The organism is Mesorhizobium sanjuanii (assembly GCF_002529485.1).
Taxonomy (GTDB): Bacteria; Pseudomonadota; Alphaproteobacteria; order Rhizobiales; family Rhizobiaceae; genus Mesorhizobium; species Mesorhizobium sanjuanii.
The window spans coordinates 1-25,000 of record NZ_NWQG01000166.1; the positions used below are offsets into that span (position 1 = coordinate 1).

At 64.1% G+C, this 25,000-nt stretch carries 22 protein-coding genes; 19 read left to right on the forward strand and 3 right to left on the reverse strand.

The genetic code is table 11. The annotated features are described in order from the left end of the window. The first annotated feature begins 29 nt into the window (after positions 1–29). From argJ to CN311_RS22690, 5 genes are all read left to right on the forward strand, one after another. Positions 30–1,271: a bifunctional glutamate N-acetyltransferase/amino-acid acetyltransferase ArgJ gene (gene argJ / locus CN311_RS22670; protein WP_097575931.1), complete on the forward strand. Its 1,242-nt coding sequence runs from the start codon at positions 30–32 to the stop codon at positions 1,269–1,271. Positions 1,272–1,318: 47 nt separating this feature from the next. After that, entirely contained in the window at positions 1,319–2,068 is a 750-nt protein-coding gene (locus CN311_RS22675; RefSeq protein WP_097575932.1) for a GNAT family N-acetyltransferase, read from the forward strand. Further along, positions 2,065–2,487, forward strand: coding sequence for a (deoxy)nucleoside triphosphate pyrophosphohydrolase (locus CN311_RS22680; RefSeq protein WP_097575933.1), 423 nt, complete (start codon positions 2,065–2,067; stop codon positions 2,485–2,487). Before CN311_RS22675 ends, CN311_RS22680 begins: the two co-directional genes overlap by 4 nt. A 101-nt stretch (positions 2,488–2,588) precedes the next feature. Further along, positions 2,589–2,900 carry a hypothetical protein gene (locus CN311_RS22685; protein ID WP_097575934.1) on the forward strand — a complete coding sequence of 104 codons (312 nt, stop codon included), beginning with the start codon at positions 2,589–2,591 and terminating at the stop codon, positions 2,898–2,900. Positions 2,901–3,052: 152 nt separating this feature from the next. Then, the gene (locus CN311_RS22690; protein WP_097575935.1) at positions 3,053–3,232 is read left to right on the forward strand and encodes a Flp family type IVb pilin; all 180 of its coding nucleotides are present in this window, start codon (positions 3,053–3,055) and stop codon (positions 3,230–3,232) included. Between the two features lie 33 nt (positions 3,233–3,265). Here CN311_RS22690 and CN311_RS22695 read toward each other — a convergent pair whose 3' ends face one another. Next, positions 3,266–4,138, reverse strand: coding sequence for a methyltransferase domain-containing protein (locus CN311_RS22695; RefSeq protein ID WP_097575936.1), 873 nt, complete (start codon positions 4,136–4,138; stop codon positions 3,266–3,268). A 55-nt stretch (positions 4,139–4,193) separates the two neighbouring features. On the opposite strand from CN311_RS22695, the gene CN311_RS22700 reads away from it, so the two are divergent. The 5 genes from CN311_RS22700 to CN311_RS22720 all read left to right on the forward strand — a co-directional run bounded on the left by CN311_RS22700 (position 4,194) and on the right by CN311_RS22720 (position 7,599). After that, positions 4,194–4,994: a ComF family protein gene (locus CN311_RS22700; protein ID WP_097575957.1), complete on the forward strand. Its 801-nt coding sequence runs from the start codon at positions 4,194–4,196 to the stop codon at positions 4,992–4,994. Positions 4,995–5,023: 29 nt separating this feature from the next. After that, positions 5,024–5,302, forward strand: a complete 279-nt coding sequence (gene grxC / locus CN311_RS22705; protein ID WP_097575937.1) for a glutaredoxin 3 — start codon at positions 5,024–5,026, stop codon at positions 5,300–5,302. 2 nt (positions 5,303–5,304) lie between these two features. Next, entirely contained in the window at positions 5,305–6,186 is an 882-nt protein-coding gene (locus CN311_RS22710; protein WP_097575938.1) for a carbon-nitrogen hydrolase family protein, read from the forward strand. Then, positions 6,183–6,608: a DUF1178 family protein gene (locus CN311_RS22715; RefSeq protein ID WP_097575939.1), complete on the forward strand. Its 426-nt coding sequence runs from the start codon at positions 6,183–6,185 to the stop codon at positions 6,606–6,608. Before CN311_RS22710 ends, CN311_RS22715 begins: the two co-directional genes overlap by 4 nt. 76 nt (positions 6,609–6,684) lie before the next feature. Beyond that, on the forward strand, positions 6,685–7,599 hold the full coding sequence (locus CN311_RS22720; protein ID WP_097575940.1) for a DMT family transporter: 915 nt from the start codon (positions 6,685–6,687) through the stop codon (positions 7,597–7,599). Between the two features lie 6 nt (positions 7,600–7,605). Here CN311_RS22720 and ubiG read toward each other — a convergent pair whose 3' ends face one another. Beyond that, positions 7,606–8,355 carry a bifunctional 2-polyprenyl-6-hydroxyphenol methylase/3-demethylubiquinol 3-O-methyltransferase UbiG gene (gene ubiG, locus CN311_RS22725; protein ID WP_097575941.1) on the reverse strand — a complete coding sequence of 250 codons (750 nt, stop codon included), beginning with the start codon at positions 8,353–8,355 and terminating at the stop codon, positions 7,606–7,608. 349 nt (positions 8,356–8,704) lie between these two features. Here ubiG and CN311_RS22730 point away from each other — a divergent pair, with 349 nt between their 5' ends. The 9 genes from CN311_RS22730 to CN311_RS22770 all read left to right on the forward strand — a co-directional run bounded on the left by CN311_RS22730 (position 8,705) and on the right by CN311_RS22770 (position 22,427). Then, entirely contained in the window at positions 8,705–9,958 is a 1,254-nt protein-coding gene (locus tag CN311_RS22730; RefSeq protein WP_095486022.1) for an aspartate kinase, read from the forward strand. 83 nt (positions 9,959–10,041) lie between these two features. Further along, positions 10,042–12,312, forward strand: a complete 2,271-nt coding sequence (gene ptsP / locus CN311_RS22735) for a phosphoenolpyruvate--protein phosphotransferase (RefSeq protein WP_097575942.1) — start codon at positions 10,042–10,044, stop codon at positions 12,310–12,312. 12 nt (positions 12,313–12,324) lie between these two features. Beyond that, positions 12,325–13,404, forward strand: coding sequence for a peptide chain release factor 1 (prfA, locus tag CN311_RS22740; RefSeq protein WP_097575943.1), 1,080 nt, complete (start codon positions 12,325–12,327; stop codon positions 13,402–13,404). After that, a complete protein-coding gene (gene prmC, locus CN311_RS22745) occupies positions 13,397–14,272 on the forward strand; it encodes a peptide chain release factor N(5)-glutamine methyltransferase (RefSeq protein WP_097575944.1) in 876 nt (291 codons plus the stop codon). The genes prfA and prmC overlap by 8 nt, the downstream gene beginning before the upstream one ends. Positions 14,273–14,600: 328 nt before the next feature. Further along, entirely contained in the window at positions 14,601–15,596 is a 996-nt protein-coding gene (locus tag CN311_RS22750; protein ID WP_097575945.1) for a DUF4167 domain-containing protein, read from the forward strand. Between the two features lie 264 nt (positions 15,597–15,860). Further along, the gene (gene clpB / locus CN311_RS22755) at positions 15,861–18,467 is read left to right on the forward strand and encodes an ATP-dependent chaperone ClpB (RefSeq protein ID WP_097575946.1); all 2,607 of its coding nucleotides are present in this window, start codon (positions 15,861–15,863) and stop codon (positions 18,465–18,467) included. Between the two features lie 154 nt (positions 18,468–18,621). Continuing rightward, the gene (locus CN311_RS22760; RefSeq protein WP_097575947.1) at positions 18,622–18,987 is read left to right on the forward strand and encodes an MmcQ/YjbR family DNA-binding protein; all 366 of its coding nucleotides are present in this window, start codon (positions 18,622–18,624) and stop codon (positions 18,985–18,987) included. Between the two features lie 251 nt (positions 18,988–19,238). After that, positions 19,239–20,696: a L,D-transpeptidase family protein gene (locus tag CN311_RS22765; RefSeq protein WP_097575958.1), complete on the forward strand. Its 1,458-nt coding sequence runs from the start codon at positions 19,239–19,241 to the stop codon at positions 20,694–20,696. A 171-nt stretch (positions 20,697–20,867) separates the two neighbouring features. Next, complete coding sequence (locus CN311_RS22770; protein WP_097575948.1) at positions 20,868–22,427, forward strand: MFS transporter; 1,560 nt, start codon at positions 20,868–20,870, stop codon at positions 22,425–22,427. A gap of 135 nt (positions 22,428–22,562) precedes the next feature. On the opposite strand, the gene CN311_RS22775 is transcribed toward CN311_RS22770, so the two are convergent. Further along, complete coding sequence (locus CN311_RS22775) at positions 22,563–24,524, reverse strand: M23 family metallopeptidase (RefSeq protein WP_097575949.1); 1,962 nt, start codon at positions 24,522–24,524, stop codon at positions 22,563–22,565. Positions 24,525–25,000: the final 476 nt, after the last annotated feature.

Below are 25,000 nucleotides of genomic sequence, written 5' to 3' on the forward strand. Positions count from 1 at the left end.
CCCCCCGCGTTTTCCCGCCCGAGGCCCCCATGTCCACGACGATTTCGCCGCTCGCGCCGAAGAAATATCCCAAGATGCCCGCGATCGAGGGCGTGCGCATCGCCACCGCCGAGGCCGGGATAAAATACAAGAACCGCACCGACCTCCTGGCCATGGTCTTCGATGCCGGCACCACGGTGGCCGGTGTGTTCACGAAATCGAAATGCCCGTCGGCGCCGGTCGATTTCTGCCGGCAGAATCTGGGGCAGGGCAAGGCGCGCGTGCTCGTCGTCAATTCAGGCAACGCCAATGCCTTCACCGGCAAGAAGGGCCGGACCTCCACGGCCATGACCGGCGAGGCGGCGGCCAAGGCGGCGGGATGCACGCCAGGCGAGGTGTTCCTGGCCTCCACCGGCGTCATTGGCGAGCCGCTCGACGCCGGCAAGTTCAGCCATCTGCTCGCCGGGCTGGTCAAGGACGGCAAGCCGGAACTGTGGACGGAAGCCGCCAAGGCGATCATGACCACCGATACCTATCCGAAGGTGGCGACCGCGACCGTCAAGCTCGGCGATGCCGACGTCACCATCAACGGCATCGCCAAGGGCGCCGGCATGATCGCGCCCGACATGGCAACGATGCTGTCCTTCATTGCCACCGATGCAGCGATCGCAGCACCCGTGCTGCAGGATCTGTTGTCGCGCGGCACGGCCAAGACCTTCAACGCGGTCACCGTCGACAGCGACACCTCGACCAGCGACACGCTGCTGATCTTCGCCACGGGTGCCGCCGTCAGGCGCGGCGCGCCCGTGATCAGCGATCCCCGGGATGCGCGCCTCGCTGCATTCCGCCGCGCGCTCGGCAAGGTGCTGAAATCGCTGGCGCTGCAGGTGGTGCGCGACGGCGAGGGCGCGCGCAAGCAGGTCGAAGTCACCGTCACCGGGGCGAAATCGGCGCGCTCGGCCAAGCGCATCGCGCTTTCCATCGCCAATTCGCCTCTGGTCAAGACGGCGGTCGCCGGCGAAGACGCCAATTGGGGCCGCGTCGTCATGGCCGTCGGCAAGGCCGGCGAACCGGCCGACCGCGACCTTCTGTCGATCTGGTTCGGCGACAACAGGCTGGCGCATGAGGGCGAGCGCGATCCGGCCTATTCGGAAGAGGCGACATCGGCCTATATGAAGCGCGACGAAATCCGCATCCGCGCCGATATCGGCATCGGCCGCGGCAAGGCGACGGTGTGGACCTGCGACCTCACCAAGGAATATGTCGCCATCAATGGCGATTATCGCAGCTGAGGTATTTGGCGGAGCTGATGACATTGGTTTCCAGACATCCGGCAAGCATGCTCGCCATCGTCCGCCGCTACGAGGCGGCCGGCTTTCGTGCCTGGCCGGCGGCGGCCGTCCATTATGATGGCACCTGGGTGGTACGGCTGACAGCTGGCCATCCGGCCAAGCGGCTGAATTCGGTCAACCCCCTCGATCCGGGCGATACCCAGCACATTGCCGAGCGCATCGGCCGCGCCAGCCGGCGTTTCGACGCCTATGGCAGGCCGCTGACCTTCCGCATCTCGCCACTGTCGGGACCCGATCTGTCCAGTCACCTCGACAAGGAAGGCTGGAGCATATTCGACGAATCGCTGGTGATGCGCCTGCCGTTGGCGGATGCGCAACTCGACCCGGCCATGGACCAGATCCCGCTGAAGGACATCAGCCGTTTCATCGGCGCGTCGCTCAAGGTCAGCGGTTCGGACGTGTCGCTGCGCCCCGGCCTGTCGGAGATCATCGGCGCGATCCAGCCCGAGGCCGGGCTGTTCGCGCTCGAGGAGGGCAACGAGCCGCTGGCGACGCTGATCTGCGTCCATGATGGCGATCTTGCCGGATTGTTCGAGGTCGCCACCGACAAATCGGTGCGCAACCAGGGCCATGGCCGCAATCTTATCCTGTCGGCGCTGAAATGGGCGCGGCTGCGCGGCGCCCGCGAAGCCTGGCTGCAGGTCGAGGCCGGCAATGCGCCGGCGCTGGCGCTCTACCGTTCGCTGGGCTTCGAGGAAGTCTATCGCTATCACTATCGCCGGCCGCCCGGCGCATGACCGGCGCGAGCCCCGCCGGCAAGCGCCTGCTCCTGGTCGCGGCCTGCGCGCTGGTCGATGCCGATGGTCGTGTGCTTCTGGCGCAGCGGCCGCAAGGCAAGCAACTCGCCGGCCTGTGGGAATTTCCCGGCGGCAAGGTCGAGCCCGGCGAGACGCCGGAACAATGCCTCATCCGCGAGCTCCATGAGGAAATCGGCATCGAGACCGAAATCCCTTGTCTCGCGCCACTCACCTTCGCCAGCCACCCCTACGACGATTTTCACTTGCTGATGCCGCTGTTTGTCTGCCGCCGCTTCCGTGGCATCGCCCAGCCGAAGGAAGGCCAGGCGTTGAAATGGGTGCGGCCGCGCCAGATGCGCGACTTTCCGATGCCGCCGGCCGACGCGCCGCTGATCCAGTTCCTCATCGACCTGCTGTAAGCCGGACTGTTGCCGGCCCCTGTTTCACGCAGCGTTAATGAAAGATTTATCTTGCCGTGAAAAGTTGAGGCAAAGCGCCGATTTCACCGGGGAGCGATTGCATGAGCCTCGACAGGGACTGGGACTCGATCCGGCCCGACCGTTTGCGTGGCGCCAGCCAAGCGGGCATGGGCCTGTTGCGCCTCACGTTGCTGTTCGGTTCGGCCGCGGTGGCCCTGGCCTTGTTCGCGACGCCTTACCTCGACAGCCGGATGCGATTGCAAGCCACCGGCGACGATCTTGCCGGCGTCGACATGATGAGCACGGCTTCGATCGGCCGTCGCGACACCTACACGCTGCGCAGGAGCGTGCTGCAGCCGCTGCCCAGTTCGGTCTGCGTCATCAGCAATGGCAGGCACAGCGGCGAGTGCTGATCGAAAAGCGCATCATGCCACCGGCGCTCTTCATGCGACATGCATAGTTGACATATTTCGAGAATGCCGCCGGTTCATCGCCTGTTAAGCCTTTGCCGTTAACCTTTCTTAACAGGTCGGCGCTAGGGTCGTGGCAAGCGGGGTCGACGGTCATGAAAACAGTGCTGCAACGGTTTTTGGAAGACGAGACCGGCGCGACGGTCGTCGAATACGGGCTGATCGTAACCGTGCTGTCGCTCGGCATCGTTGCCGGGGCCAGCCAGGTATTCGATGCCATCGAATGGCTGTTCAGCGACAGCAACAGCAAGCTTGTGAATGCTTTCGCGCCGTGATCACGACCGGGCACCTGAATCCGTAAAATCCGGTCAATGCCCGCCGGGATTTTCCAGTATTGTCTTCAGCGAGATTTTCGCCGAGCCCGGCTTCAGCGGTTTTTGCTGCGAGGCGTCGGGCGCCCAGCCTGACATCCAGACGATCGGGAAACTCGCCCTGACACGGCCATCGGCATCCGAAAATCGTTCGGCATAGATTTCGGCCGCGCGGCCAAACAGCCTTCGCGTCCCCGGTCGGCGGCTGCGGTCGACTAGCGCGCTGGTCTCGCCCATGGCCCGCAGGTCCGCCATCAGGCCGAACAGGGAATCGTAGCGCACCGTCACCGTCTCGACATCGGCGACCGGCAAGGCGAAGCCGGCACGTTGCAGGAGCGCGCCGGCGTCGCGCACGTCGGTGAACGGGATGACGCGCGGGCTGGCGCCTCCATAAAGCTCGGTCTCGGCGGCCAGCAGGCTTTCGCGCAGCTCGGAAAGTGAGCCGGCGCCGGCAAAGGCGCCGAGGAAAAGACCATCCGGCTTCAGCGCGCGGCGGACCTGCACCAGCATGCCGGGAATGTCGTTCATCGCCTGCAGCGACAGAAGCGACACAACGAGGTCGAGGCTTTCCGGCTCGAACGGCACGGTTTCCAACGGTGAGACCAGTCCCGCCTCGCCCTTGAGGAAAGCCGCGTCCGCCTCGACGCGCACCATGTCCGTCACCTTGCCGCTTGCCGCGAGCACGCCGGTGGCGGCCGGCGTCTGGCAAAACAGGACGGCCGCCCTGTTAAATTCGCGCTCGACGGCGCCCAGCCGCTCGGCAAGGTCCTCGGCTGCCCGGCGCATCAGGAAATCCGCACCGCTGACGGGGTCGGCCAATGCCCGGCGCTTGTGCGCCAGCCACAGCGGGATATCGATTATAGGTTGCAACGGGCAGGTTCCTGTTCTCTCGCGCTTGGATATAGTGGCGCGCAGGACCAACCACGTGGCCGATCCCATGCCAGAGATCAAGCATATTGCGATCAGGAGCATTGCTCGAAAGGCATTGGACTGGCCGGCGCGCATCCTGTTTCCGCCGGTCTGCGCCGGCTGCCGCCGGCATGTCTCGCAGCCCGGCGTGCTGTGCGGCGCCTGCTGGCCGAAACTCAGGCTTCTGGAGCGGCCCTGGTGCCCGGTGATGGGTACGCCCTTCACCCATCACATGGGCGATGGGTTCTTGTCCGCCGAGGCGATCGCCGACCCGCCGCCGTTCGAGCGGGCGCGGGCGGCAGTGGCCTATTCGGGTGTCGCCCGCCAGATGGTGCAAGGGTTGAAATACCAGGATCGCACCGATCTGGCGCCATGGATGGCGCGCTGGATGCTGCGCGCCGGCGCCGAATTGATCGCGGAAGCCGATGTGGTCGTGCCGGTGCCGCTGCATTGGCGGCGGTTTTTCAGGCGCCAGTTCAACCAGTCGGCGGAGCTCGCAAGGGCGGTGTCGCAGCTTGGCGGCCTGCCTTTCGCGCCCTCGGCGATCCGCCGTGTCAAGCTCACCCGCCAGCAGGTCGGGCTGGAGCGGCACGAGCGCGAAGAGAATGTGCGTGCCGCATTCAGAGTGCCCGGCGAGGCGGAAATCGAGATCGCCGGCCGCCGGGTGCTTTTGATCGACGACGTCTATACCACCGGCGCCACCGTCCGCGCGGTCACCAAGGCGTTGAAGAAGGGCGGGGCCGGGGCGGTCGACGTGCTGACCTTCGCGCGCGTGCTGCCGGGGGACTTTCGGGCGGACGAGTCCGCGACTATATAGGTTTGAGGGAAAGGCAGGATTGCTGACAGATGGTCGATGTGACGATCTACACTCGGATGATGTGCGGCTATTGCAGCGCGGCCAAGCGGCTGCTTGAGCGCAAGGGCGTCGCCTATACCGAACATGACGCATCCTTCTCGCCGGAGCTGCGCCAGGAAATGATTTCCCGCGCGCGCGGCCGCTCGACCTTTCCGCAGATTTTCATTGGCGACACGCATGTCGGCGGCTGTGACGACCTTCACGAGCTGGAGGCGCAGGGCCGGCTGGACAAACTTCTCGCCAACGGTTCGGCGAATTCGAGGACATGACCATGGGTGCTTTCAAGGCTGCGGCGATCCAGATGCGTTCGGGCACCAGTCCCGAGCGCAATGCGGTCGATCTGGAGCGGCTGGTGCGTGAGGCGGCAAGCCAGGGCGCGGCCTATATCCAGACCCCGGAAATGACCGGTGCGCTGGTCCGCGATAAAGAGGCAAGAGCCACCTCCTTCACCTCCGAGGACAAGGACATCATCGTCGCGACCGCACGAAAGCTGGCGAAAGAACTTGGTATTTTCCTCCATATCGGCTCGACCGCCATCCTGCGCGCCGACGGCAAGCTCGCCAACCGCGCGCTGCTGTTCGGTCCGGATGGCGCCACGCTTGCCACCTATGACAAGATCCACATGTTCGACGTCGATCTCGACAATGGCGAAAGCTGGCGCGAATCCGCCGCCTATGAGCCTGGCACAGAGGCCGTCGTGACCGAGATCAGCGGCGTTGGGATCGATGGTGCGAGGCTGGGCTTCGCCGTCTGCTACGATCTGCGTTTTCCGCAACTTTTCCGCGCCGAGGCGCTGGCCGGCGCCGATCTGCTTTCCGTACCCGCTGCCTTCACCCGGCAAACCGGCGAGGCGCACTGGCACGTGTTGCTCAGGGCACGCGCCATCGAAAACGGCGCCTATGTCGTGGCCGCTGCGCAGGGCGGACTGCACGAGGACGGCCGCGAGACCTATGGCCACTCGCTGATCGTCGATCCCTGGGGCCGCATCGTCGCTGAAGCCGCGCATGACGAGCCGACAGTGATCGTCGCCGAGATTGATCCGGCGCAGTCGCTTGCTGCGCGCAAGAAGATCCCAAACCTGAAAAATGCGCGGGATTTTGCGGTGAACGGCGGATCGGCCGAGGCACTGCCTCTCAGGGGTGCGGCGTCTTGATCCGCTTTTCCCTGATCTGCGACCATGACCACGAATTCGAAGCCTGGTTCCGCAGCAACGACGATTTCGACACCCAGAAGAAGCGTGGTTTCGTCGATTGCCCGGCCTGCGGCTCGCGCAAAATAGAAAAGGCGCTGATGGCGCCGGCCGTCTCGACCGGGCGCAAACAGGAAAAGATCGCGCTTGCCATGGGCGAGGCGCAGAAGCAGGCGCTGGCGCAATTGAAGGCGATGGCCGAGAAAGTGCGCGAGAACGCCGACTATGTCGGCGACAAATTCGCCGAGGAAGCGCGCAAGATCCATTTCGGCGAAAGCGATCCGCGCGGCATCTATGGCGAGGCGACGCTCGAGGAGGCAAAAAGCCTCGTCGAGGACGGCGTCGAGTTCATGCCGATTCCAAGCTTCCCAGACGACCGCAACTGAGTCAGCCAATTTTCCCGAACTGGTTCATTCGCCCGGCTGCTTTTGCTGGTCACCTCGTCGCGATCGAGGAAACATAATGAAATTTCTCTGGGATTCGGCGCTCGGCCTTCTGGTCGTCACCGGTGGGCTGCTCGGCCTGACCCTGCCGTTCGGCAAGCTGGCGACGGCTGCGGGCGTCCCGGCCATGGTCTGGGCTTTTGTCATCTCGTTCGGCGCCGGCGGTGTGCTTTTGTGCGCCTTGCTGCTGCGTGGGCAACGCATATGGCTCACCCCGCACAAGCTGCGTTATTTCTTCGTCACCGCGGCGGTGTCCTACGCATTGCCCAATCTCTTGATGTTCTCGGCCATCCCGCATCTCGGCGCCGGCTACACCGGCATCATGTTCACACTGTCGCCGGTGATTACGCTGGTGTTCTCGATCCTGCTCGGCGTCAGGCGCCCCAACCTGCTCGGCGTCGCCGGCATTGCGGTCGGCTTCATCGGAGCCGTCATGGTGGCGGTGACGCGTGGCGAGGCCGGCCAACCGGCAGACTTCCTCTGGGTGGCGGCGGGGCTGCTTATCCCGGTCAGCCTGGCCGTCGGCAACATCTACCGCACTGTCGACTGGCCCGAAGGTACCGGCCCGATCGAGCTAGCGGCCGGCAGCCATCTGGCGTCGGCGGTAATGCTGTTTGCAGGGATCATGGTTCTGCTGGGCGCCGGTGCGTTCGGTTCGCTCGGCGGCGTGCCATTGGTGAGCGTCGCGCAGATGGCGTCGGCGGCGACGATGTTCGCGGTTTTCTTCCGGCTCCAGGCAGTCGGCGGCCCTGTCTATCTCAGCCAGATCGGCTATGTCGCGGCCGCGGTCGGCTTGTTCGCCGGCACGATCTTCCTTGGCGAGCGCTATCAATTTCTGACCTGGGCGGGCGCGGCTATCACCGTCGCCGGCGTGTTCATCACCACGAGAGCACAACGCCAAACCACCACGAAGGCGCAAAGCCAGGCGGCGTGAGAAGGGTCAGACCGGTCCCTTCTCCGCCAGCACCATGTAGTTGACGTCCATGTCCTTCGACCGCTGCCAGCGGTCGGCGAGCGGATGGTAGACGACCCCGGTGCGGTCGATGATGGCAAGCCCGGCGCCGGCGAGCGCCTTTTCGAGCTCTTCGGGACGCACCAGCTTGCCGAACTGGTGCGTGCCGCGCGGCAGCCAGCGCAGCACATATTCGGCGCCGATGATGGCCAGGCCCAGCGCCTTCAGCGTGCGGTTGATGGTGGCGACGAACATGATGCCGCCCGGCTTGACCATCTCGCCGCATTTGGCCACGAACAGGTCGATGTCGGCGACATGTTCGACGACTTCCATGTTGAGGATGACATCGAATTTCTCGCCGGAATCGGCGAGATCCTCGGCCGTCGTGGCGCGATAATCCACCGTCACGCCGACCTCCGCCGCATGCAGCCTGGCCACTTCGATGTTGGTCGCGGATGCGTCGGCGCCGACCACTTCGGCGCCAAGCCGCGCCATCGGCTCGCACAAAAGCCCGCCGCCGCAGCCGATATCGAGGAAGCGCAGGCCTTCGAACGGCCTCGCCGCGCGCGGGTCGCGGCCGAAACGCGACGCCACCTGGTCGCGGATATAGGCAAGCCGGATCGGATTGAACTTGTGCAGCGGGCGGAACTTGCCGTTCGGGTTCCACCATTCGGCGGCAAGAGCGGAAAAGCGTTCCACTTCTCCGGCATCGATCGTCGATCGTCGCGGCTCTGGCATGGCTTCGTCTCCCGCAGACTCAAAAGTTCAGAGCGCGATCGGACGCAAAACCACTTTTGCTGATCGCGCTCTGGTGCGCTAGGAAGTCGGGCGTGGGGGCAGGAAAGTCAAGGCAGCAATTTTCGCCGGCCGGCCACTGCCGACCAAAGGTGCCACCGCCCCGGCGCATCAAAATGCTGTTATCCACAGGTCGAGCCAGGCGGCGGGATTTCCGGCGCTTGCCCACGGTCCTTGCGGATAGTCCCTGTTTTGGCTAAGGAGGCCGCGCATTCAACGGCCGGCCTCAACCGGACGTCCTTTCCGCTTTTCGGCCTTCGGTCCGGCATCCAGTCAAAGGCATTTCGCTTCCATGGCGCGCATCGTGATGAAATTCGGCGGGACCTCCGTCGCCGACATCGCCCGCATCCGCAATGTAGCGCGCCATGTCAAACGCGAGGTCGATGCCGGCCATGAGGTCGCGGTGGTGGTCTCGGCGATGGCCGGCAAGACCAACGAGCTCGTGCAATGGACACGCGAGGCCTCGCCGATGCACGATGCCCGCGAATATGACGCCGTCGTCGCCTCCGGCGAGCAGGTCACCGCCGGCCTGTTGGCGATCGCGCTGCAGAATATGGGCGTGCATGCGCGGTCCTGGCAAGGCTGGCAGATCCCGATCAAGACCGACAACGCGCACGGCGCGGCGCGCATTCTCGACATTGACGGCGCTTTTTTGATCAAGCGCTTCGGCGAGGGCCAGGTGGCGGTGGTCGCTGGCTTCCAGGGCATCGGGCCGGACAACCGCATCGCCACGCTCGGACGCGGCGGCTCCGACACCAGCGCGGTGGCCATCGCGGCGGCGGTCAAGGCCGACCGCTGCGACATCTACACCGATGTCGACGGGGTCTACACCACCGATCCGCGCATCGAGCCGAAGGCGCGGCGGCTGGCCAAGATTTCCTTCGAGGAAATGCTTGAAATGGCCTCGCTCGGCGCCAAGGTCCTGCAGGTGCGCTCGGTCGAGCTTGCCATGGTGCACAGGGTGCGCACTTTCGTGCGGTCGTCCTTCGACGACCCCGACGCGCCTGGAATGGGGGATTTGCTCAATCCGCCCGGAACGCTCATTTGCGACGAGGAAGAGATCGTGGAACAGCAGGTCGTCACCGGAATTGCCTACGCCAAGGACGAAGCGCAGATTTCGCTGCGCCGTGTCGGCGACCGGCCGGGCGTCGCCGCCGGCATCTTCGGGCCGCTGGCCGAGGCCAACATCAATGTCGACATGATCGTCCAGAATATCTCCGAGGACGGCAAGTTCACCGACATGACCTTCACCGTGCCGTCCGGCGATGTCGACAAGGCGCTTGCCGTGCTCGAGCGCCTGAAGGCCACGATCGGCTATGACGTCGTGCAATCTGAAGCCGGCATGTCGAAGGTCTCGGTCATCGGCATCGGCATGAGGAGCCATGCAGGCGTCGCCGCCACCGCCTTCAAGGCGCTGGCCGACAAGGCGATCAACATCCGCGCCATCACCACTTCCGAGATCAAGATTTCCATCTTGATCGACGGTCCCTATACGGAACTTGCGGTTCGCACTTTGCATTCCGTCTACGGTCTGGATAAGCAGTAGCGAGAACTTGAGTCAGTTGTTGCGTGTGTGCCGGCCGCGGGGGAAACTGCGCCGGCTGACATGCCATTGGAGAAGAAGCCGCGATGCGTGATACGGCCAGTGGCCCGCGCGTTTTGCTGAAACGGCTCCGCGAGCTCATGCAAGAGCCGCTGGAGCCGCAGGAGCGGCTCGACCGCATCGTGCGCGACATCGCCTCCAACATGGTCGCCGAAGTGTGTTCGCTTTATGTGCTGCGCGCCGATTCGGTGCTCGAACTCTATGGCACCGAGGGACTTAACCCGAACGCCGTCCACCTGGCGCAGCTAAGGCTGGGGCAGGGCCTGGTCGGCACCATCGCGGCCTCGGCGCGGCCGCTCAACCTTTCCAACGCGCAGGAGCACCCCGCCTTCGCCTATCTGCCGGAGACCGGAGAAGAGATCTACAATTCCTTCCTCGGCGTGCCGGTGCTGCGGGCAGGGCGCACACTCGGCGTGCTGGTGGTCCAGAACAAGACCATGCGCCACTACCGTGACGACGAGGTCGAGGCGCTAGAAACCACGGCGATGGTGATCGCCGAGATGATCGCCACCGGCGATCTGGCGCGGTTGACCCGGCCCGGGCTCGAACTCGACCTGCGCCGTCCGGTGAGCTTCACCGGCCTGTCCTTCAACGAGGGCGTCGGGCTTGGCCATGTCGTGCTGCACGAGCCGCGCATCGTCGTCACCAATTTGTTCAACGAGGACAGCGAGGAGGAGGTCAGGCGGCTCGACGCATCGCTTGGTTCGCTCAGGCTCTCCATCGACGACATGCTGGAACGCCGCGATGTCGCCTTCGAGGGTGAGCATCGCCAGGTGCTTGAAGCCTATCGGATGTTCGCCAACGACAGCGGCTGGGTGCGGCGGCTCGAAGAGGCGATCCGCAATGGCCTGACCGCGGAGGCAGCGGTCGAAAAGGTGCAGAGCGACATGCGCGCCCGCATGATGCACATGACCGATCCTTATTTGCGCGAGCGGATGAGCGATTTCGACGATCTCGCCAATCGGCTGCTGCGCCAGTTGATGGGGCGCGGACCGGAGGATGTCGCGGCCTCGCTGCCGAAGGATGCCATCATCGTCGCCCGCTCGATGGGGGCCGCCGAGCTGCTCGACTACCCCAGGGACAAGCTGCGCGGCGTGGTGCTGGAGGATGGAGCCGCGACCAGCCACGTCGTCATCGTGGCGCGCGCCATGGGCATACCCGTCGCCGGCCAGATGAAGGGCGCCGTTTCCATGGCGGAAAATGGCGACGCGATCATCGTCGACGGCGAGGAGGGCATCATCCATCTGCGCCCGCAGCCCGATCTCGAAGCCGCCTATGCCGAGAAGGTCCGCTTCAGGGCGCGGCGACAGGAGGTTTACCGCGAGCTGCGCAAGAAGCCCTCGGTGACCAGGGATGGTGTCCAGGTCGATCTCTTGATGAATGCGGGCCTGGCCGTCGACCTGCCTCAGCTCGCCGAGGCGGGCGCGGCCGGCATCGGCCTGTTCCGCACCGAGCTGCAATTCATGGTTGCCTCAACCTTTCCCCGCGCCGAGGCGCAGGAAAAGCTCTATCGCGACGTGCTCGACGCGGCGCGCGGCAAGCCGGTTACCTTCCGCACCATCGATATTGGCGGCGACAAGGTGCTGCCCTACTTCAAGGGCGCGATCCAGGAAGAGAACCCAGCGCTCGGCTGGCGCGCCATCCGGCTGACGCTCGACCGGCCGGGCCTGCTCAGGACGCAGATCCGTGCGCTGCTGAAGGCCAGCGGCGGGCGTGAACTGAAGCTGATGCTGCCGATGGTGACGGAGCTTGGCGAGATCGCCCAGGCGCGCGAGATCATCGACCGCGAGGTGCGGCATCTGTCGCGGTTTGCCCATCATCTGCCGACCAGCCTGAAGCTTGGGGCCATGCTGGAAGTGCCGTCGCTGCTGTTCCAGCTCGACGAGTTGATGAAGGCGGTCGATTTCGTCTCGGTCGGCTCGAACGATCTGTTCCAGTTCGTCATGGCGGTCGATCGCGGCAACACGCAGCTCTCCGACCGCTTCGACCCGCTGTCGACGCCGTTCCTGCGCGTCTTGAAGCAGATCGCCGATGCCGGCGTGCGCAACCACACGCCGGTGACGCTGTGCGGCGAACTCGCCGGAAAACCCATATCCGCGATGGCGCTGATCGGCCTGGGCTACCGCTCGATCTCGATGTCGCCGGCCTCGATCGGTCCGGTCAAGGCGATGCTGACGGAACTGCCGCTGGACGAATTGCAGGCATTCTTCGACGACAATCTGATGGCGCCGGCCCAGGGGCTGCCGATGCGGGCATTGCTGCAAGCCTTTGCCGACGACCGCTCCATTCCGTTGTAGTAGTACCCCACCATGATCAACCTGCCCCGCGACCGTATGGATCAAGTCGTCAAGCGTTTCGATATGCTTGAAGCGCAGATGTCGGCCGGGCCGGCGGCGGACGCCTATGTCCGGATGGCGTCGGAATATGCCGACATCCAGGAGATGGTGGCCAAGATCAGGGCACTGCGCGCCGCCGAACAGGAGCAGGCCGACCTGGAGGCAATGCTTGCCGACAAGGGCACCGATGCCGAGATGCGTGCGCTGGCTGAAGCCGATCTGCCCGGGGTCGAGGAGCGCATCGAAGCGTTGCAGAAGGATATCCAGATCCTGCTTCTGCCCAAGGATGCCGCCGACGACAAGAACGCCATCCTCGAAATCCGCGCCGGCACCGGCGGCGACGAGGCGGCGCTGTTCGCTGGCGACCTGTTTCGTATGTACGAACGCTACGCGGCGTCGCGCGGCTGGCGTTTCGAGACGGCCTCGGCCAGCGAGGGCGAGGTTGGTGGCTACAAGGAGATCATCGCCACCGTGTCGGGCAAGGGGGTCTTTGCCCATCTGAAGTTCGAATCCGGCGTGCATCGCGTGCAGCGCGTGCCGGAGACCGAGGCCGGTGGGCGCATCCATACCTCGGCGGCGACGGTCGCGGTGCTGCCGGAGGCGGAAGAGGTCGACATCGAGATCCGGGCTGAAGACATCCGCATCGATACGATGCGTGCCTCGGGCTCCGGCGGGCAGCACGTCAACACCACCGATTCGGCGGTCCGTATCACCCATCTGCCGACCGGCATCATGGTGGTGCAGGCGGAGAAGTCGCAGCATCAGAACCGGGCGAAGGCGATGCAGATCCTGCGTGCGCGGCTCTACGACCTGGAGCGCGGCAAGGCCGACGAGGAGCGCTCCGAGTCGCGAAAATCGCAGGTCGGCTCGGGCGACCGGTCGGAGCGGATCCGCACCTATAATTTCCCGCAGGGGCGGGTCACCGATCATCGCATCAATCTGACGCTCTACAAGCTCGACCGGGTGATGATGGGCGAGCTCGACGAGATCATCGACGCGTTGATCGCCGATCATCAGTCGAAGCTGCTCGCCGACATGGGCGTCGATGGCTGACACTTTGCCCGATGCACTCGGGCCGTTGCTGCGGGCGGCGCGGCAACGCCTGACAGAAGCCGGCGTGCCCGATCCGGCCCTGGACGCCAGGCTGATCGTCGAACATTTTTCCGCCACGACCCGCACGCAGGCCATCGCCGATCCCGAGCGCAAGGTCGGCCCCGACGAGGTTGCCGCTATCGATGCGGCCCTGGGGCGGCGCGTCTCCGGCGAGCCGGCGCATCGCATTCTCGGCTATCGCGAATTCCACGGCTTGCGCCTGTCGCTGTCGCCGGAGACGCTGGAGCCGCGACCCGACACCGAAACGCTGGTCGAAGCGGTACTGCCCTTCGTGAAAGCGACAGCGGAGCGGCAAGGCCAATGCCGCATCCTCGATCTTGGAACCGGCACCGGCGCCATCGCACTGGCGCTGCTCGATGCCGTTCCTGGCGCGGTTGCCACCGGCGTCGATATTTCCCAGGACGCGTTGACGACCGCCGTGCGCAATGCCAGGGAACTGGGGCTAGCCGACAGGTTCAAATCGCTTCAATCCGACTGGTTCGAAAAAGTTTCGGGCCGGTACCATGTAATTGCCGCAAACCCTCCCTATATACCGTCTGGAGACATCGAAAATCTGCAGGACGAAGTCCGCGATTTCGATCCGCGCAAAGCCCTGGATGGCGGCGCTGACGGTCTGAGCCCCTACAGGATCATTGCCGCCGAGGCGGCAGGTTTTTTGGACCTCAAGGGCATAATAGCGGTCGAGATCGGCCACACGCAGCGCGACGAGGTCACGGACATTTTTTCTAGAGCCGGCTATTGGCGGGCTGGGGTGTTTGGCGATCTGGGCGGAAATGACAGGGTTCTGGTCTTTGAACACAGGTTCTGATCGAGGAACAGACAAAGCCCGTGATGCAGTGCGAAAAAACCGCTTGGCAATGCCGGGGAATGCGGCTAGGGTCGCCTTAACCGGATGAGACGAAGCAGGCAGTGCTCTTAGCGATTCGGTTTTCCTTGGAAATAGCTGCCTTCTTGCGCAAACGACGCCCAAGCTTCGTGCGGGAATCGTCCGGCAAGTGATGTAACCGGAACAGGATGACACGTGGCGCCAACGCAATCGATGCGGGCGAACGCCGGTGAAGAAACGAAACGGCTGGCTGCATGAGCGCCTCCGTTCGTGAAGATTTGTTCGAAAATTTCAAAATGAAGAGAGTCGGATGAGGCCACAACAGCAGAACAGGCGCATGCGCGGTCGCAACAACAGCGGCGGCGGCGGCAACAACAATAACAATAACCGCAAGGGCCCAAATCCCCTGACGCGCAACTACGAGAGTAACGGCCCGGACGTGAAGATCCGCGGATCGGCTCAGCAGATCGCCGAAAAATACGCAACCCTTGCCCGTGACGCGCAGAGCTCCGGCGACCGGGTGATGGCGGAAAACTATCTCCAGCACGCCGAGCATTACAATCGCATCATTGCAGCCGCTCAGGCGCAGATGCCGATCCAGAATGCGCAGCAGAACCGCGACGATTTCGACGAAGATGGCGATGAAGATCGCGACGAGTTCGACAATGCCGGCAACAATGCCGGCGAGGCTTCGGTTCCAGCGGCCAGCCATGGCGCCGGCCCGCAGCCGGTCATCGAGGGCATGCCGGCCGAGTTGGCGCTCAACCAGGAAAACGGCCGCGACAATCGTGACAATGGCCGTGACAGTGGTGGGCGCGAAAACAATGGCGGTCGCCATCGCGACCGTCGCCCCAATGGCGGTTACGGCCAGAACGGCCAGCGCGGCGAGTATGGTTCGCGCGGCGAGCAGGCCGGCCAGCGCGGCGATCAGAATCGGCGCAACGAGGCGCCGGGGCAGGCGGAAGCCGTTTCCCAGGCTGAAACCGGTTTCGCGCCCCAGGCCGACACCGGTTTCGTGCCCCAGGCCGAGCCCGTTGTTGCCGCCGAACCAGCGCCGCAGTTTGGCAATTTTTCGCCGGCCGCTCTCGCCGCACAGGCCGAGATGAACGAGGCAGCGAGCGAAAAAAATGGCGCTGCGCGCCGTCCCAGGCGCCCGCGGCGTCCGCGTGCCGATGCTGCCCAGGGGGCAGATCAGGCAAATGCAAACCAGACAGATAGCATTAGCGACAATGCCGGTCCCGGCGAAGTGGCAGCGCCGGTTGATGGCGGTGGCGAAGCTGTCGTTGCCGACGTCGACAACCGATAAAACAGACTTTTCTAACCGGCCTTCAAGCCGGGTTAGAGCCAAACCAAGTTAGAGCATCCCTTACCCCAGGCGGCGGAGAGAAATCTCCGCCGTTTTTGTTTTCGCCGTGTGGAATATTATGCATTGACCGATATCAAGGCGTCTTGAGAGACCACGGCCTATGCACCATATCTCGCGTGAACAGGATTCGGCTCGAATGGGCGGGTCCGTCACCGCAATCTGATCCGGCGCCGCAAAGCGGGCTGGTGACGGAAGGAGACAGATATGAACCTTGAGAAATATTCCGAGCGCGTGCGCGGCTTTATCCAATCCGCGCAAACCATGGCGCTCTCGCGCAGCCACCAGCAATTTACTCCCGAACATATCCTGAAAGTGCTCGTCGACGACGAGGAGGGCTTGGCCGCCTCGCTGATCGAGCGTGCCGGCGGCAGCGTTCGCGACGTCAAACTCGGTGTCGAATCCGCCCTCGAAGCGATGCCCAAGGTGGAAGGTGGCAATGGCCAGCTTTATTTGGCGCAGCCGCTGGCGAAGGTGTTTTCGACGGCCGAGGAACTGGCCAAGAAGGCCGGCGACAGCTTCGTCACGGTCGAGCGGCTGCTGACGGCGCTGGCGGTCGAGAAATCCGCCAAGACCGCCGACATCCTGGCCAAGGCCGGGGTGACCGCGCAGGCGCTGAACCAGGTGATCAACGATGTCCGCAAGGGCCGCACCGCCGATTCGGCGAGCGCCGAACAGGGCTATGACGCGCTGAAGAAATACGCGCGCGACCTGACCGCGGATGCCCGTGCCGGCAAACTCGATCCGGTCATCGGCCGCGACGACGAGATTCGTCGCACCATCCAGGTGCTGTCGCGCCGCACCAAGAACAATCCCGTGCTGATCGGCGAGCCCGGCGTCGGCAAGACGGCGATCGCCGAAGGGCTGGCGCTGCGCATCGTCAATGGCGACGTGCCGGAATCGCTGAAGGACAAGCAGTTGATGGCGCTCGACATGGGCGCGTTGATTGCCGGCGCCAAATATCGCGGCGAGTTCGAGGAGCGGCTGAAGGCCGTGCTCAACGAGGTGACAGCCGCGGCCGGCGGCATCATCCTGTTCATCGACGAGATGCACACGCTGGTCGGCGCCGGCAAGGCCGACGGCGCCATGGATGCGTCGAACCTGTTGAAGCCGGCGCTGGCGCGCGGTGAGCTGCACTGCGTCGGCGCGACCACGCTCGACGAGTACCGCAAGCATGTCGAGAAGGATGCAGCCCTTGCCCGCCGCTTCCAGCCGGTCTTCGTCGACGAGCCGACGGTGGAGGACACCGTCTCGATCCTGCGCGGCCTGAAGGAGAAATACGAGCAGCACCACAAGGTGCGCATCTCGGATTCAGCCCTGGTCGCGGCGGCGACGCTGTCCAATCGCTATATCGCCGATCGTTTCTTGCCGGACAAGGCGATCGATCTCGTCGACGAGGCCGCGTCGCGGCTTCGGATGCAGGTCGATTCGAAGCCGGAGGCACTGGACGAGATCGATCGCCGCATCATGCAGCTCAAGATCGAGCGCGAGGCGCTGAAGGTCGAGAAAGACGAGGCGTCGAAGGACCGGCTTGCCCGCCTTGAGAAGGAGCTGTCCGGTCTTGAGGAAGAATCGACCGAGATCACAGCGAAATGGCAGTCCGAAAAGCAGAAGCTGGGGCTCGCCGCCGACCTCAAGAAGGAGCTCGACGAGGCGCGCAACGAGCTCGCCATTGCCCAGCGCAAGGGTGAATTCCAGCGCGCCGGCGAGCTCGCCTATGGCAAGATCCCGGAACTGGAAAAGAAGCTGAAGGAAGCCGAAGCCCAGGATGGCAAGGTCGGCATGGTCGAAGAGGTGGTCACGCCCGACCATGTCGCCCATATCGTGTCGCGCTGGACTGGCATTCCGGTCGACAAGATGCTGCAAGGCGAGCGCGACAAGCTGCTGCGCATGGAAGACGAGATCGGCAAGCGCGTCGTCGGCCAGGGCGAGGCGGTGCAGGCGGTGTCGAAAGCCGTCCGCCGTGCCCGCGCCGGCTTGCAGGATCCGAACCGGCCGATCGGCTCGTTCATGTTCCTCGGACCGACCGGCGTCGGCAAGACCGAACTGACCAAGGCGCTGGCAAGTTTCCTGTTCGACGACGAGAGTGCCATGGTGCGCATCGACATGTCGGAGTTCATGGAGAAGCACTCGGTCGCCCGGCTGATCGGCGCGCCTCCTGGCTATGTCGGCTATGAGGAAGGCGGCGCGCTGACCGAGGCGGTGCGGCGCCGGCCCTATCAGGTCGTGCTGTTCGACGAGATCGAGAAGGCGCATCCCGATGTCTTCAACGTGCTGTTGCAGGTGCTCGACGACGGCCGCCTGACCGATGGGCAAGGCCGCACGGTCGACTTCCGCAACACGCTGATCATCATGACGTCGAACCTCGGCGCCGAATATCTGGTCAATCTCGGCGAGGACCAGGACGTCGACGCCGTGCGCGACGAGGTGATGAGCGTGGTGCGGGCATCGTTCCGGCCTGAATTCCTCAACCGCGTCGACGAGGTGATCCTGTTCCACCGGCTGCGCCGGCAGGATATGGGCCGCATCGTCGAGATCCAGCTCAAGCGGCTGGAAAGCCTGCTCGTCGACCGCAAGATCGCGCTGTCGCTGGATCAGGAGGCGATCGACTGGCTGGCGGCCAAGGGCTACGACCCGGCCTATGGCGCGCGGCCGCTGAAGCGGGTGATGCAGAAGGAACTGCAGGATCCGCTGGCGGAGAAGATCCTGCTCGGCGAGATCCTCGATGGCTCGACCGTCAAGGTCACCGCCGGTTCCGACAGGCTGAACTTCCGCTCGAAGCCGGCGGTCGTGGCGACCGAGGCGGCGGCCTGAGTTCAGGCCGCCTCCTGAGAAAAGTGCCAGCGCGCCGCGCGTCCGGAAGGACGCGCGGCGCTCTTGTTTTATGCAAGTCGTTATCGCAAAACCGCTGCGCGCGCCGGTTCAACCCCGAGGGCCTTTTGCGCGACATGCATTTGAAAGGGCGCAGGTGACGCTGGACGACTACAACGGCTTTTGCGCTTCGCTGCCTGCGACGACGCATGTCGTCCAGTGGGGCGGAGCCCATGTCTGGAAGGTTGGCGCCAAGGTGTTTGCCATCGCCGGCTGGGACGAGGGCAAGCAGCCCTTCGTCACCTTCAAATGCTCCGACATCGCCTATGACATACTGAAGGAACAGCCTGGCCTTCGGCCCGCGCCCTATCTTGCGTCGCGCGGCATGAAATGGATCCAGCGCCAGACGGGCGAGAGCATGGATGACGACGCGCTGAAGGACTATTTGCGCGAAAGCCACCGCCTTGTCGTGCTGAAACTGACGAAACAGGCGCGGCGGGAATTGGGGCTTGCTGGAAGCTGACGCATGTTGCTCCAACCTGCCAGAAATCCGCCATCTTCATGCCCGGTTCATGTTGGACCCTTATCGTGGCGACTGATTTGCTGGCGAAGGGGTTCGCCTGCCGCATCTGCCCGGAAATCGAATTCGATTTTCGGATAGCACGATGCGGAGATTTAAAGTGTTGGAGCGTTCTTTGCGCGTCCGAAAGGACGCGCGGCGCACCAAGAGGCAATGCAGGGCGACGGCATTTGGGACCGGAGAGTTTGACCATCATGTTTCGCGGGATATTCACCCTTTCGGCGCTTGCCATCGGGCTGCTGGTGTCGAATGCGATGGGCTCGCCAATGGCGGATACCGCGCCGCAACCTGTTCGCGCGAGCGATTCCGGCGGCATTCTTGTGGCCCAGAACGGCAATGTCGACGTCTATTACGACGCCAGGGGAAACCGCGTCCTCGTCGATGCCGAAACCGGCAAGGTCATCGCCATCCAGCCGCCGCAGACCAGGTATGACCGCCGTGCGCTGCGCCGCGAGCGCTGGCGCAATCTCGGGCCGGTCGAGAATGACGACTATTATCTCGACGACCCGCCGGACACAGCGCGCGTTCGCCGCAGGCGGTTGGACGAGCAGGGCCGCATCATCGAGCCACCGGCCGACGGATACGATCCCTACGGCGACAATTCGGTGGAGGCCTTTCCGGAAGCGCCACAGGACGACGGCGGCTATGGCAACACTTACCCGGAAGCGCCGCAGCCGGCAAAGCCGCGCACCATCAAGCGCCAGCCGCTCGATGAAGCCTCCATCGAACCGGTCGCGCCGGCCGAGCAGGCGGCGCTGCCGCCGAAGACCGGTGGCAAGACAACAGTCGATCCATCGCTCTCGCTCGGCGCACGCCAGGATATCGCCGGGCTGCAGGTGCTGCTCGACCGTGCCGGCGCTTCGCCTGGCGTCATCGACGGGCGCTTCGGCTCGAATGTCGACAAGGCGCTCGCCGCCTACAATGAGATCACCGGCGGCAATCTGCGTTCAACCGATGCGGTCGGCATCCAGGCAGCCCTTGCGCAATCAGGCGGCGACGCCTTCGCCTCCTACACGATCACACCGGAGGATGCGGCCGGCCCCTATGTCGCATCGATACCGGAGGACTACAGCCAGAAAGCGCAGCTCGACCGCATGGGCTATACGTCCGTCACCGAGGCGATCGCCGAGCGGTTTCACATGGACGAGAACTATCTGAAAGCGCTCAATCCGGACGCCAATTTCAACCGGCCCGGCACGATCATCAAGGTCGCGAATTTCGGCAAGCTGGTGGCAAAGCCGGTGGCGCGCATCATCGCCGACAAGGGCAAAAAAGAGGTCTTCGCATATGACGCGTCGGGCAAGTTGATAGCTGCCTATCCGGCCACCATCGGTTCGTCGGACACGCCGTCGCCCTCCGGCACGCATACGGTGTCGCGGGTCGCGCTCGATCCCAACTACACCTACAATCCCAATATCAATTTCAAACAGGGCGAAAACGACAAGGTGCTGACCATTCCGCCTGGCCCGAACGGACCGGTGGGCTCGGTCTGGATCGCCTTGGACAAGCCGACCTACGGCATCCACGGCACGCCCGATCCGTCCAAGATCGGCAAGACCGAAAGCCATGGCTGCGTGCGGCTGACCAACTGGGACGCACGCGAACTGGCCAGGATCGTGTCGCCCGGCGTCACGGTGGAATTCGTCGACTGAACGCAGCCGCTCGGATCGACCGACGATCCGGTGCAGGAGTGAATCTGCTATCCCCGACCTTCGTCCGCCGATCAGCCCAAGCTGTCCTGCGTACCGGGACCCCGTCTGGTTTTAACGACTGTAACCTGCTGGCCGGTTGTTGACGATGCATCGGCGGTCTAAGCAGGCCCAATGAAATCTCCAAGCGAAGCTGCCGCCACGCCCCTGACCGGCTCTCTTCCGGCCGATGCGTTCTGCCCGCAATCGCGGCGCAGGTTCGTGCTGATCGCGGCGATCCTGGCTTCCGCGCTCGGCTTCATCGACGGTTCGATCCTGGCCATCGCCACGCCGGCGATCCGCGTCGATCTCGGCGCCAGCCTGGCCGAAGCGCAGTGGATTTCCAATGCTTATGCCCTGACACTCTCGGCGCTCATCCTTGTCGGAGGTGCGGCCGGCGACCGTTTCGGCCTGCGCCATGCCTTCGTCGCAGGCATCGCGCTGTTCATTGTAGCCTCGCTTGCCTGCGCGATGGCGCCTAATCCCGGGGTGCTCATCGCGTTTCGGGCCATCCAGGGCATCGGTGCCGCCATCATGGTGCCGGGCAGCCTGGCCATCATCGCCAAGGCCTATCCGAAGAAGGAACGCGGCAGGGCCATCGGCATCTGGGCGGCGGCCTCGGCGCTGACGACGGCGCTTGGCCCGGTGCTGGGCGGCTTTGTCCTGTCAGCCTTCGGCGACGGCATCTGGCGGGCGATCTTCGCGATCAACCTGCCGCTCGGCCTTCTCTCGATCTACCTTTTGCTGGCCAAGGTTCCGGCCGACGCGCCGGCGGACAAGCGAAGCCTCGATCTCGGCGGCGCCGCGCTCGCCACATTGGCGTTCGGAGCGCTTGCCTACGGCCTGACCGCGATGAGCGCCGAGGGCGGCGGGCATATGACAGGACCGGCTATTGTCATCGGCGCGGTGCTGCTTGTCGTTTTTATCTTCTTCGAGCTTCGGCACCGCGAGCCGATGATCGATCTCTCGCTGTTTCGCATCCGGGCTTTCGCCGGCGCCAATGTCGCGACCTTCTTCCTCTATTTCGCGCTGTCGGCCAACCTGTTCTATCTGCCGATGCTGTTGATTGCCGGATGGGGGCTGAGCACGGCGGAGGTCGGCTTCATCTTCCTGCCGCTGTCGGCCTCGATCGCGCTGCTGTCGGGGCCGGTCGGTGAGTGGTCCGACCGGATCGGACCGCGTTTTCCGATCGCCGGCGGCAGTCTGGTCGTGGCCTTCGCCTTTGCCGGCCTCGCTCTGCTCGCCCATGCCGGCATCCACAATTTCTGGACCGGGACGTTTCCGCTGATGGCGGTGATGGGGCTCGGCATGGCGCTGGTCGTGTCGCCGCTGTCGACCGCGATCATGACCGCCGTCGAGGACAAGGACACGGGCGCCGCCTCGGGCATCAACAATGCGGTTTCCCGCATTGGCGGTTTGATCGCGGTGGCGGCGATGGGCTCGCTCGCGGCTGGGGTCTATTCGACGATGCTGGACACCAACGTCGGATCCGGCATTCCGGGTTTTGGCGAACCGGCATCGGCCGGGCTGGCGCCTGAACTGGATGCGGCCAGGCTTGCCGCCAGCGACGCGGCCTTCGCGGCCGTCTCCATCGCGACCGCGCTGCTTTGCCTGCTTGCCGCGATCATTGCCTGGACGACGATTTCCGGGCAGGCACGGCCTTGGTCGCGCCGCGCGGAAAACCCGCTGGCCTGATGCTCAGCATGGTCATTCGGGAATTGATTCGGAAGGTCTAGAGCATCGGACCCAAAAGTGGGAACCGGTTTCGGGAAAATCCGATGCTAAAACAAAAAGATAGAGCGGCACGGTTAGACTTGAAAGTCCGATGCTCTAGCCCTCGATCTTGGCGCTCGCGACCTTCAGCGAATTGCTGTCTTCCTGCTTGAGCAGGTCGTCGATGCGTTCGCGCTCGCGCTTGAAGGCGACGAGATCGTCGCCCTTCAGCACCTTGCCGACCGGCAGGCGAACGCGCATCGGGTCGACCTTGGTGCCGTTGACGATCAGTTCGTAATGGAGATGCGGACCGGTAGAGAGGCCGGTCTGGCCGAGATAGCCGATGGTCTGGCCCTGGCGGACACGCACGCCCGGTTCGATGCCCTTGGCGAAAGCGCTCTGGTGATTGTATGAGGTCTCGTAGCCATTGGCGTGGCGGATGATGATCTGCTTGCCGTAGCCGCCGGCCCAGCCGGCCTTCTCGATCACGCCGTTGCCGGCGGCAATGATCGGCGTGCCGATGGGGGCCGCCCAATCGACGCCGGTGTGCATGCGCACATAGCCGAGGATCGGGTGCCTGCGGGCGCCGAAGCCGGAGCGGAATTTTCCCGCGGGCAGGGGATTGCGCAACAGGAACTGCTGGGCGCTCGAGCCGTTCTCGTCGAAATAGTCGGTGCTGCCGTCCTGCATCTGGAAGCGGTAGAAATTGCGTGTCGTGCCGCCGAAGGTCGCCGAGACATAGAGCAGTTCGGACTCGTCCGACGCCTGGTCGTCGCCGTCCGGCTGCGAGAACAGCACCTCGATGCGATCCGACGGGCTGAGCCGCGACTGGAAATCGACACCGGACGCGAGCAGCTTGATCAGCCGCTTGGTCATCGCCTTGGACATGCCGTAGGAATAGGCGGCACGGTAGATGCCGTCATAGATGTTCGGCAGATTGCCGCGCACCACCACCGGCGGCGAATCATCGAAGGCGGTCAAAAGTTCGGGATTGGGCTCCGGCTCCTGCGCCGGCACATACTGGCCGCGGTCGTCGAGCGCGATGGTGACGATATGCTGGGTCCTGTCGTACACGCTGGTGCGGACGACCTTGGCGGTGTCGCCACGGACTTCAAGCCCGACGCGCAATACGGTTCCGGCCTTGAGCGCCGGGGCGTTCAGCAATTTGGCGATCGCTTCGGCCATGCCGGTGGCGTCGTCGCCCGTATAACCCGAATCAGCCAAAGCTTCCGCTATGTCGCGGTCCTTGGTGAAGGGAATGATTTCCTCGGCAAAAGCCGGCGTCTGATCATCGGCAATGGCGCGTGGCGCCACCGAGACGTTTTCCGGCACGATCTTGACGTCGTAGGAGCCGGCCATCGATTCAGCAAAGGCTTCACCGAATCGCTGCGGGTCGACATAGTGCAGCGACGCGACCTGCACGGCGCCATCGCTGAGACCGTTGCCGGCCTCGCGCACCACTTTCTCCACCTCGTCGGCGGACAAGTCGCTCCTTTCGTCGAAAGCAGCCGTCTCGATCGGGAAATCGATCGTCTTCAGGCTCATCTCGCTTTCGACCTTGGCGCCATAGATCTGGCTAGGAACGGCGGAAGCTGTTGCAGGCTGGGCATCATCGTCGCCGTCGTTGCCAAATACCTGCATCGGGTCGAAGGGCGGATAGGAGCGGCTGGTCGTTTGCCCGGCAAGCGTCATCTTGATCTGCACGAAAGGCATGGTGTGAATGACATCGCGGTCACCGACCTTGGTGACCATCGACACTTCCATGCGCCGGCGGTCCTTGGCCTTGGCGATCTGGCGCAGCGCCACCAGCCGCGCCGTCTTGGCGGCCTCGCCGGAATCGTCGCCGCTGGCAAGGCTGATCAGCTCGGCGATCTCGGGTGGAGTCGCCAATTGCTGGCGCCCGTCGAGGGCTGCAAACAGCGCCACGCCCATCAAAACACTGGAAGTCACGCCGGTCAGAAAAGTGCCCGACAGCCAGCGCGCCGAAACCTCGCGCCGGTCGGGCGGGCCGCTGCGGCCATCCGCGATCAGCGGCGGCTCGTTGCCAAGTTCGGCTATAACGTCTTCCGTATCTGGCATCCAGAAAGGCTGCTTCTTCCCCGGGGCGGAACGGCTTGTCGTTTTTGGTGGCCATGACATTTGCCTGTCACGGCGGGCGAAGTCAACGAAGCGCCTGGCGCCGGTCGAAATCCCCAATCATACGTCTCTCTCGGCGGCTCTCTTATAGTCTCTTATGGGAGGCCCTCTTTTGGTCTCTATATACAAGACCCTTGCAGGCGGCATTTCGCCGGTGGGGCGCATGCCTTCTCTCGTTGGCTTGGTGTCTAACCGTAATGCGGCGGCAATAGGGCTCGACCGGGAGAACCGGACTTGTCATCCCCCGCTTCGCTACCCCTGCCGCAGCGGCAGTCGGCTATTGAAAATCGGCGCCGAAAAATTCGTCGCAAAAAATTCAAAAAAGTTCGAAATCGGTGTTGACACTTTGGACGGCCCCCGACTATATACGCCTCACCAACGAGGGCGGCGCGCCGCTGGCGACGAAGAAGTTCGCTTCT

Excerpts from the sequence above, each read along its gene's own strand:
- argJ (WP_097575931.1), top strand. The coding sequence starts at position 30 with ATGTCCACGACGATTTCGCCGCTCGCGCCGAAGAAATATCCCAAGATG.
- CN311_RS22675 (WP_097575932.1), top strand. The coding sequence starts at position 1,319 with ATGCTCGCCATCGTCCGCCGCTACGAGGCGGCCGGCTTTCGTGCCTGG.
- CN311_RS22680 (WP_097575933.1), top strand. The coding sequence starts at position 2,065 with ATGACCGGCGCGAGCCCCGCCGGCAAGCGCCTGCTCCTGGTCGCGGCC.
- CN311_RS22685 (WP_097575934.1), top strand. The coding sequence starts at position 2,589 with ATGAGCCTCGACAGGGACTGGGACTCGATCCGGCCCGACCGTTTGCGT.
- CN311_RS22690 (WP_097575935.1), top strand. The coding sequence starts at position 3,053 with ATGAAAACAGTGCTGCAACGGTTTTTGGAAGACGAGACCGGCGCGACG.
- grxC (WP_097575937.1), top strand. The coding sequence starts at position 5,024 with ATGGTCGATGTGACGATCTACACTCGGATGATGTGCGGCTATTGCAGC.
- CN311_RS22710 (WP_097575938.1), top strand. The coding sequence starts at position 5,305 with ATGGGTGCTTTCAAGGCTGCGGCGATCCAGATGCGTTCGGGCACCAGT.
- CN311_RS22720 (WP_097575940.1), top strand. The coding sequence starts at position 6,685 with ATGAAATTTCTCTGGGATTCGGCGCTCGGCCTTCTGGTCGTCACCGGT.
- ubiG (WP_097575941.1), bottom strand. The coding sequence starts at position 8,355 with ATGCCAGAGCCGCGACGATCGACGATCGATGCCGGAGAAGTGGAACGC.
- CN311_RS22730 (WP_095486022.1), top strand. The coding sequence starts at position 8,705 with ATGGCGCGCATCGTGATGAAATTCGGCGGGACCTCCGTCGCCGACATC.
- ptsP (WP_097575942.1), top strand. The coding sequence starts at position 10,042 with ATGCGTGATACGGCCAGTGGCCCGCGCGTTTTGCTGAAACGGCTCCGC.
- prfA (WP_097575943.1), top strand. The coding sequence starts at position 12,325 with ATGATCAACCTGCCCCGCGACCGTATGGATCAAGTCGTCAAGCGTTTC.
- prmC (WP_097575944.1), top strand. The coding sequence starts at position 13,397 with ATGGCTGACACTTTGCCCGATGCACTCGGGCCGTTGCTGCGGGCGGCG.
- CN311_RS22750 (WP_097575945.1), top strand. The coding sequence starts at position 14,601 with ATGAGGCCACAACAGCAGAACAGGCGCATGCGCGGTCGCAACAACAGC.
- clpB (WP_097575946.1), top strand. The coding sequence starts at position 15,861 with ATGAACCTTGAGAAATATTCCGAGCGCGTGCGCGGCTTTATCCAATCC.
- CN311_RS22765 (WP_097575958.1), top strand. The coding sequence starts at position 19,239 with ATGTTTCGCGGGATATTCACCCTTTCGGCGCTTGCCATCGGGCTGCTG.
- CN311_RS22770 (WP_097575948.1), top strand. The coding sequence starts at position 20,868 with ATGAAATCTCCAAGCGAAGCTGCCGCCACGCCCCTGACCGGCTCTCTT.
- CN311_RS22775 (WP_097575949.1), bottom strand. The coding sequence starts at position 24,524 with ATGCCAGATACGGAAGACGTTATAGCCGAACTTGGCAACGAGCCGCCG.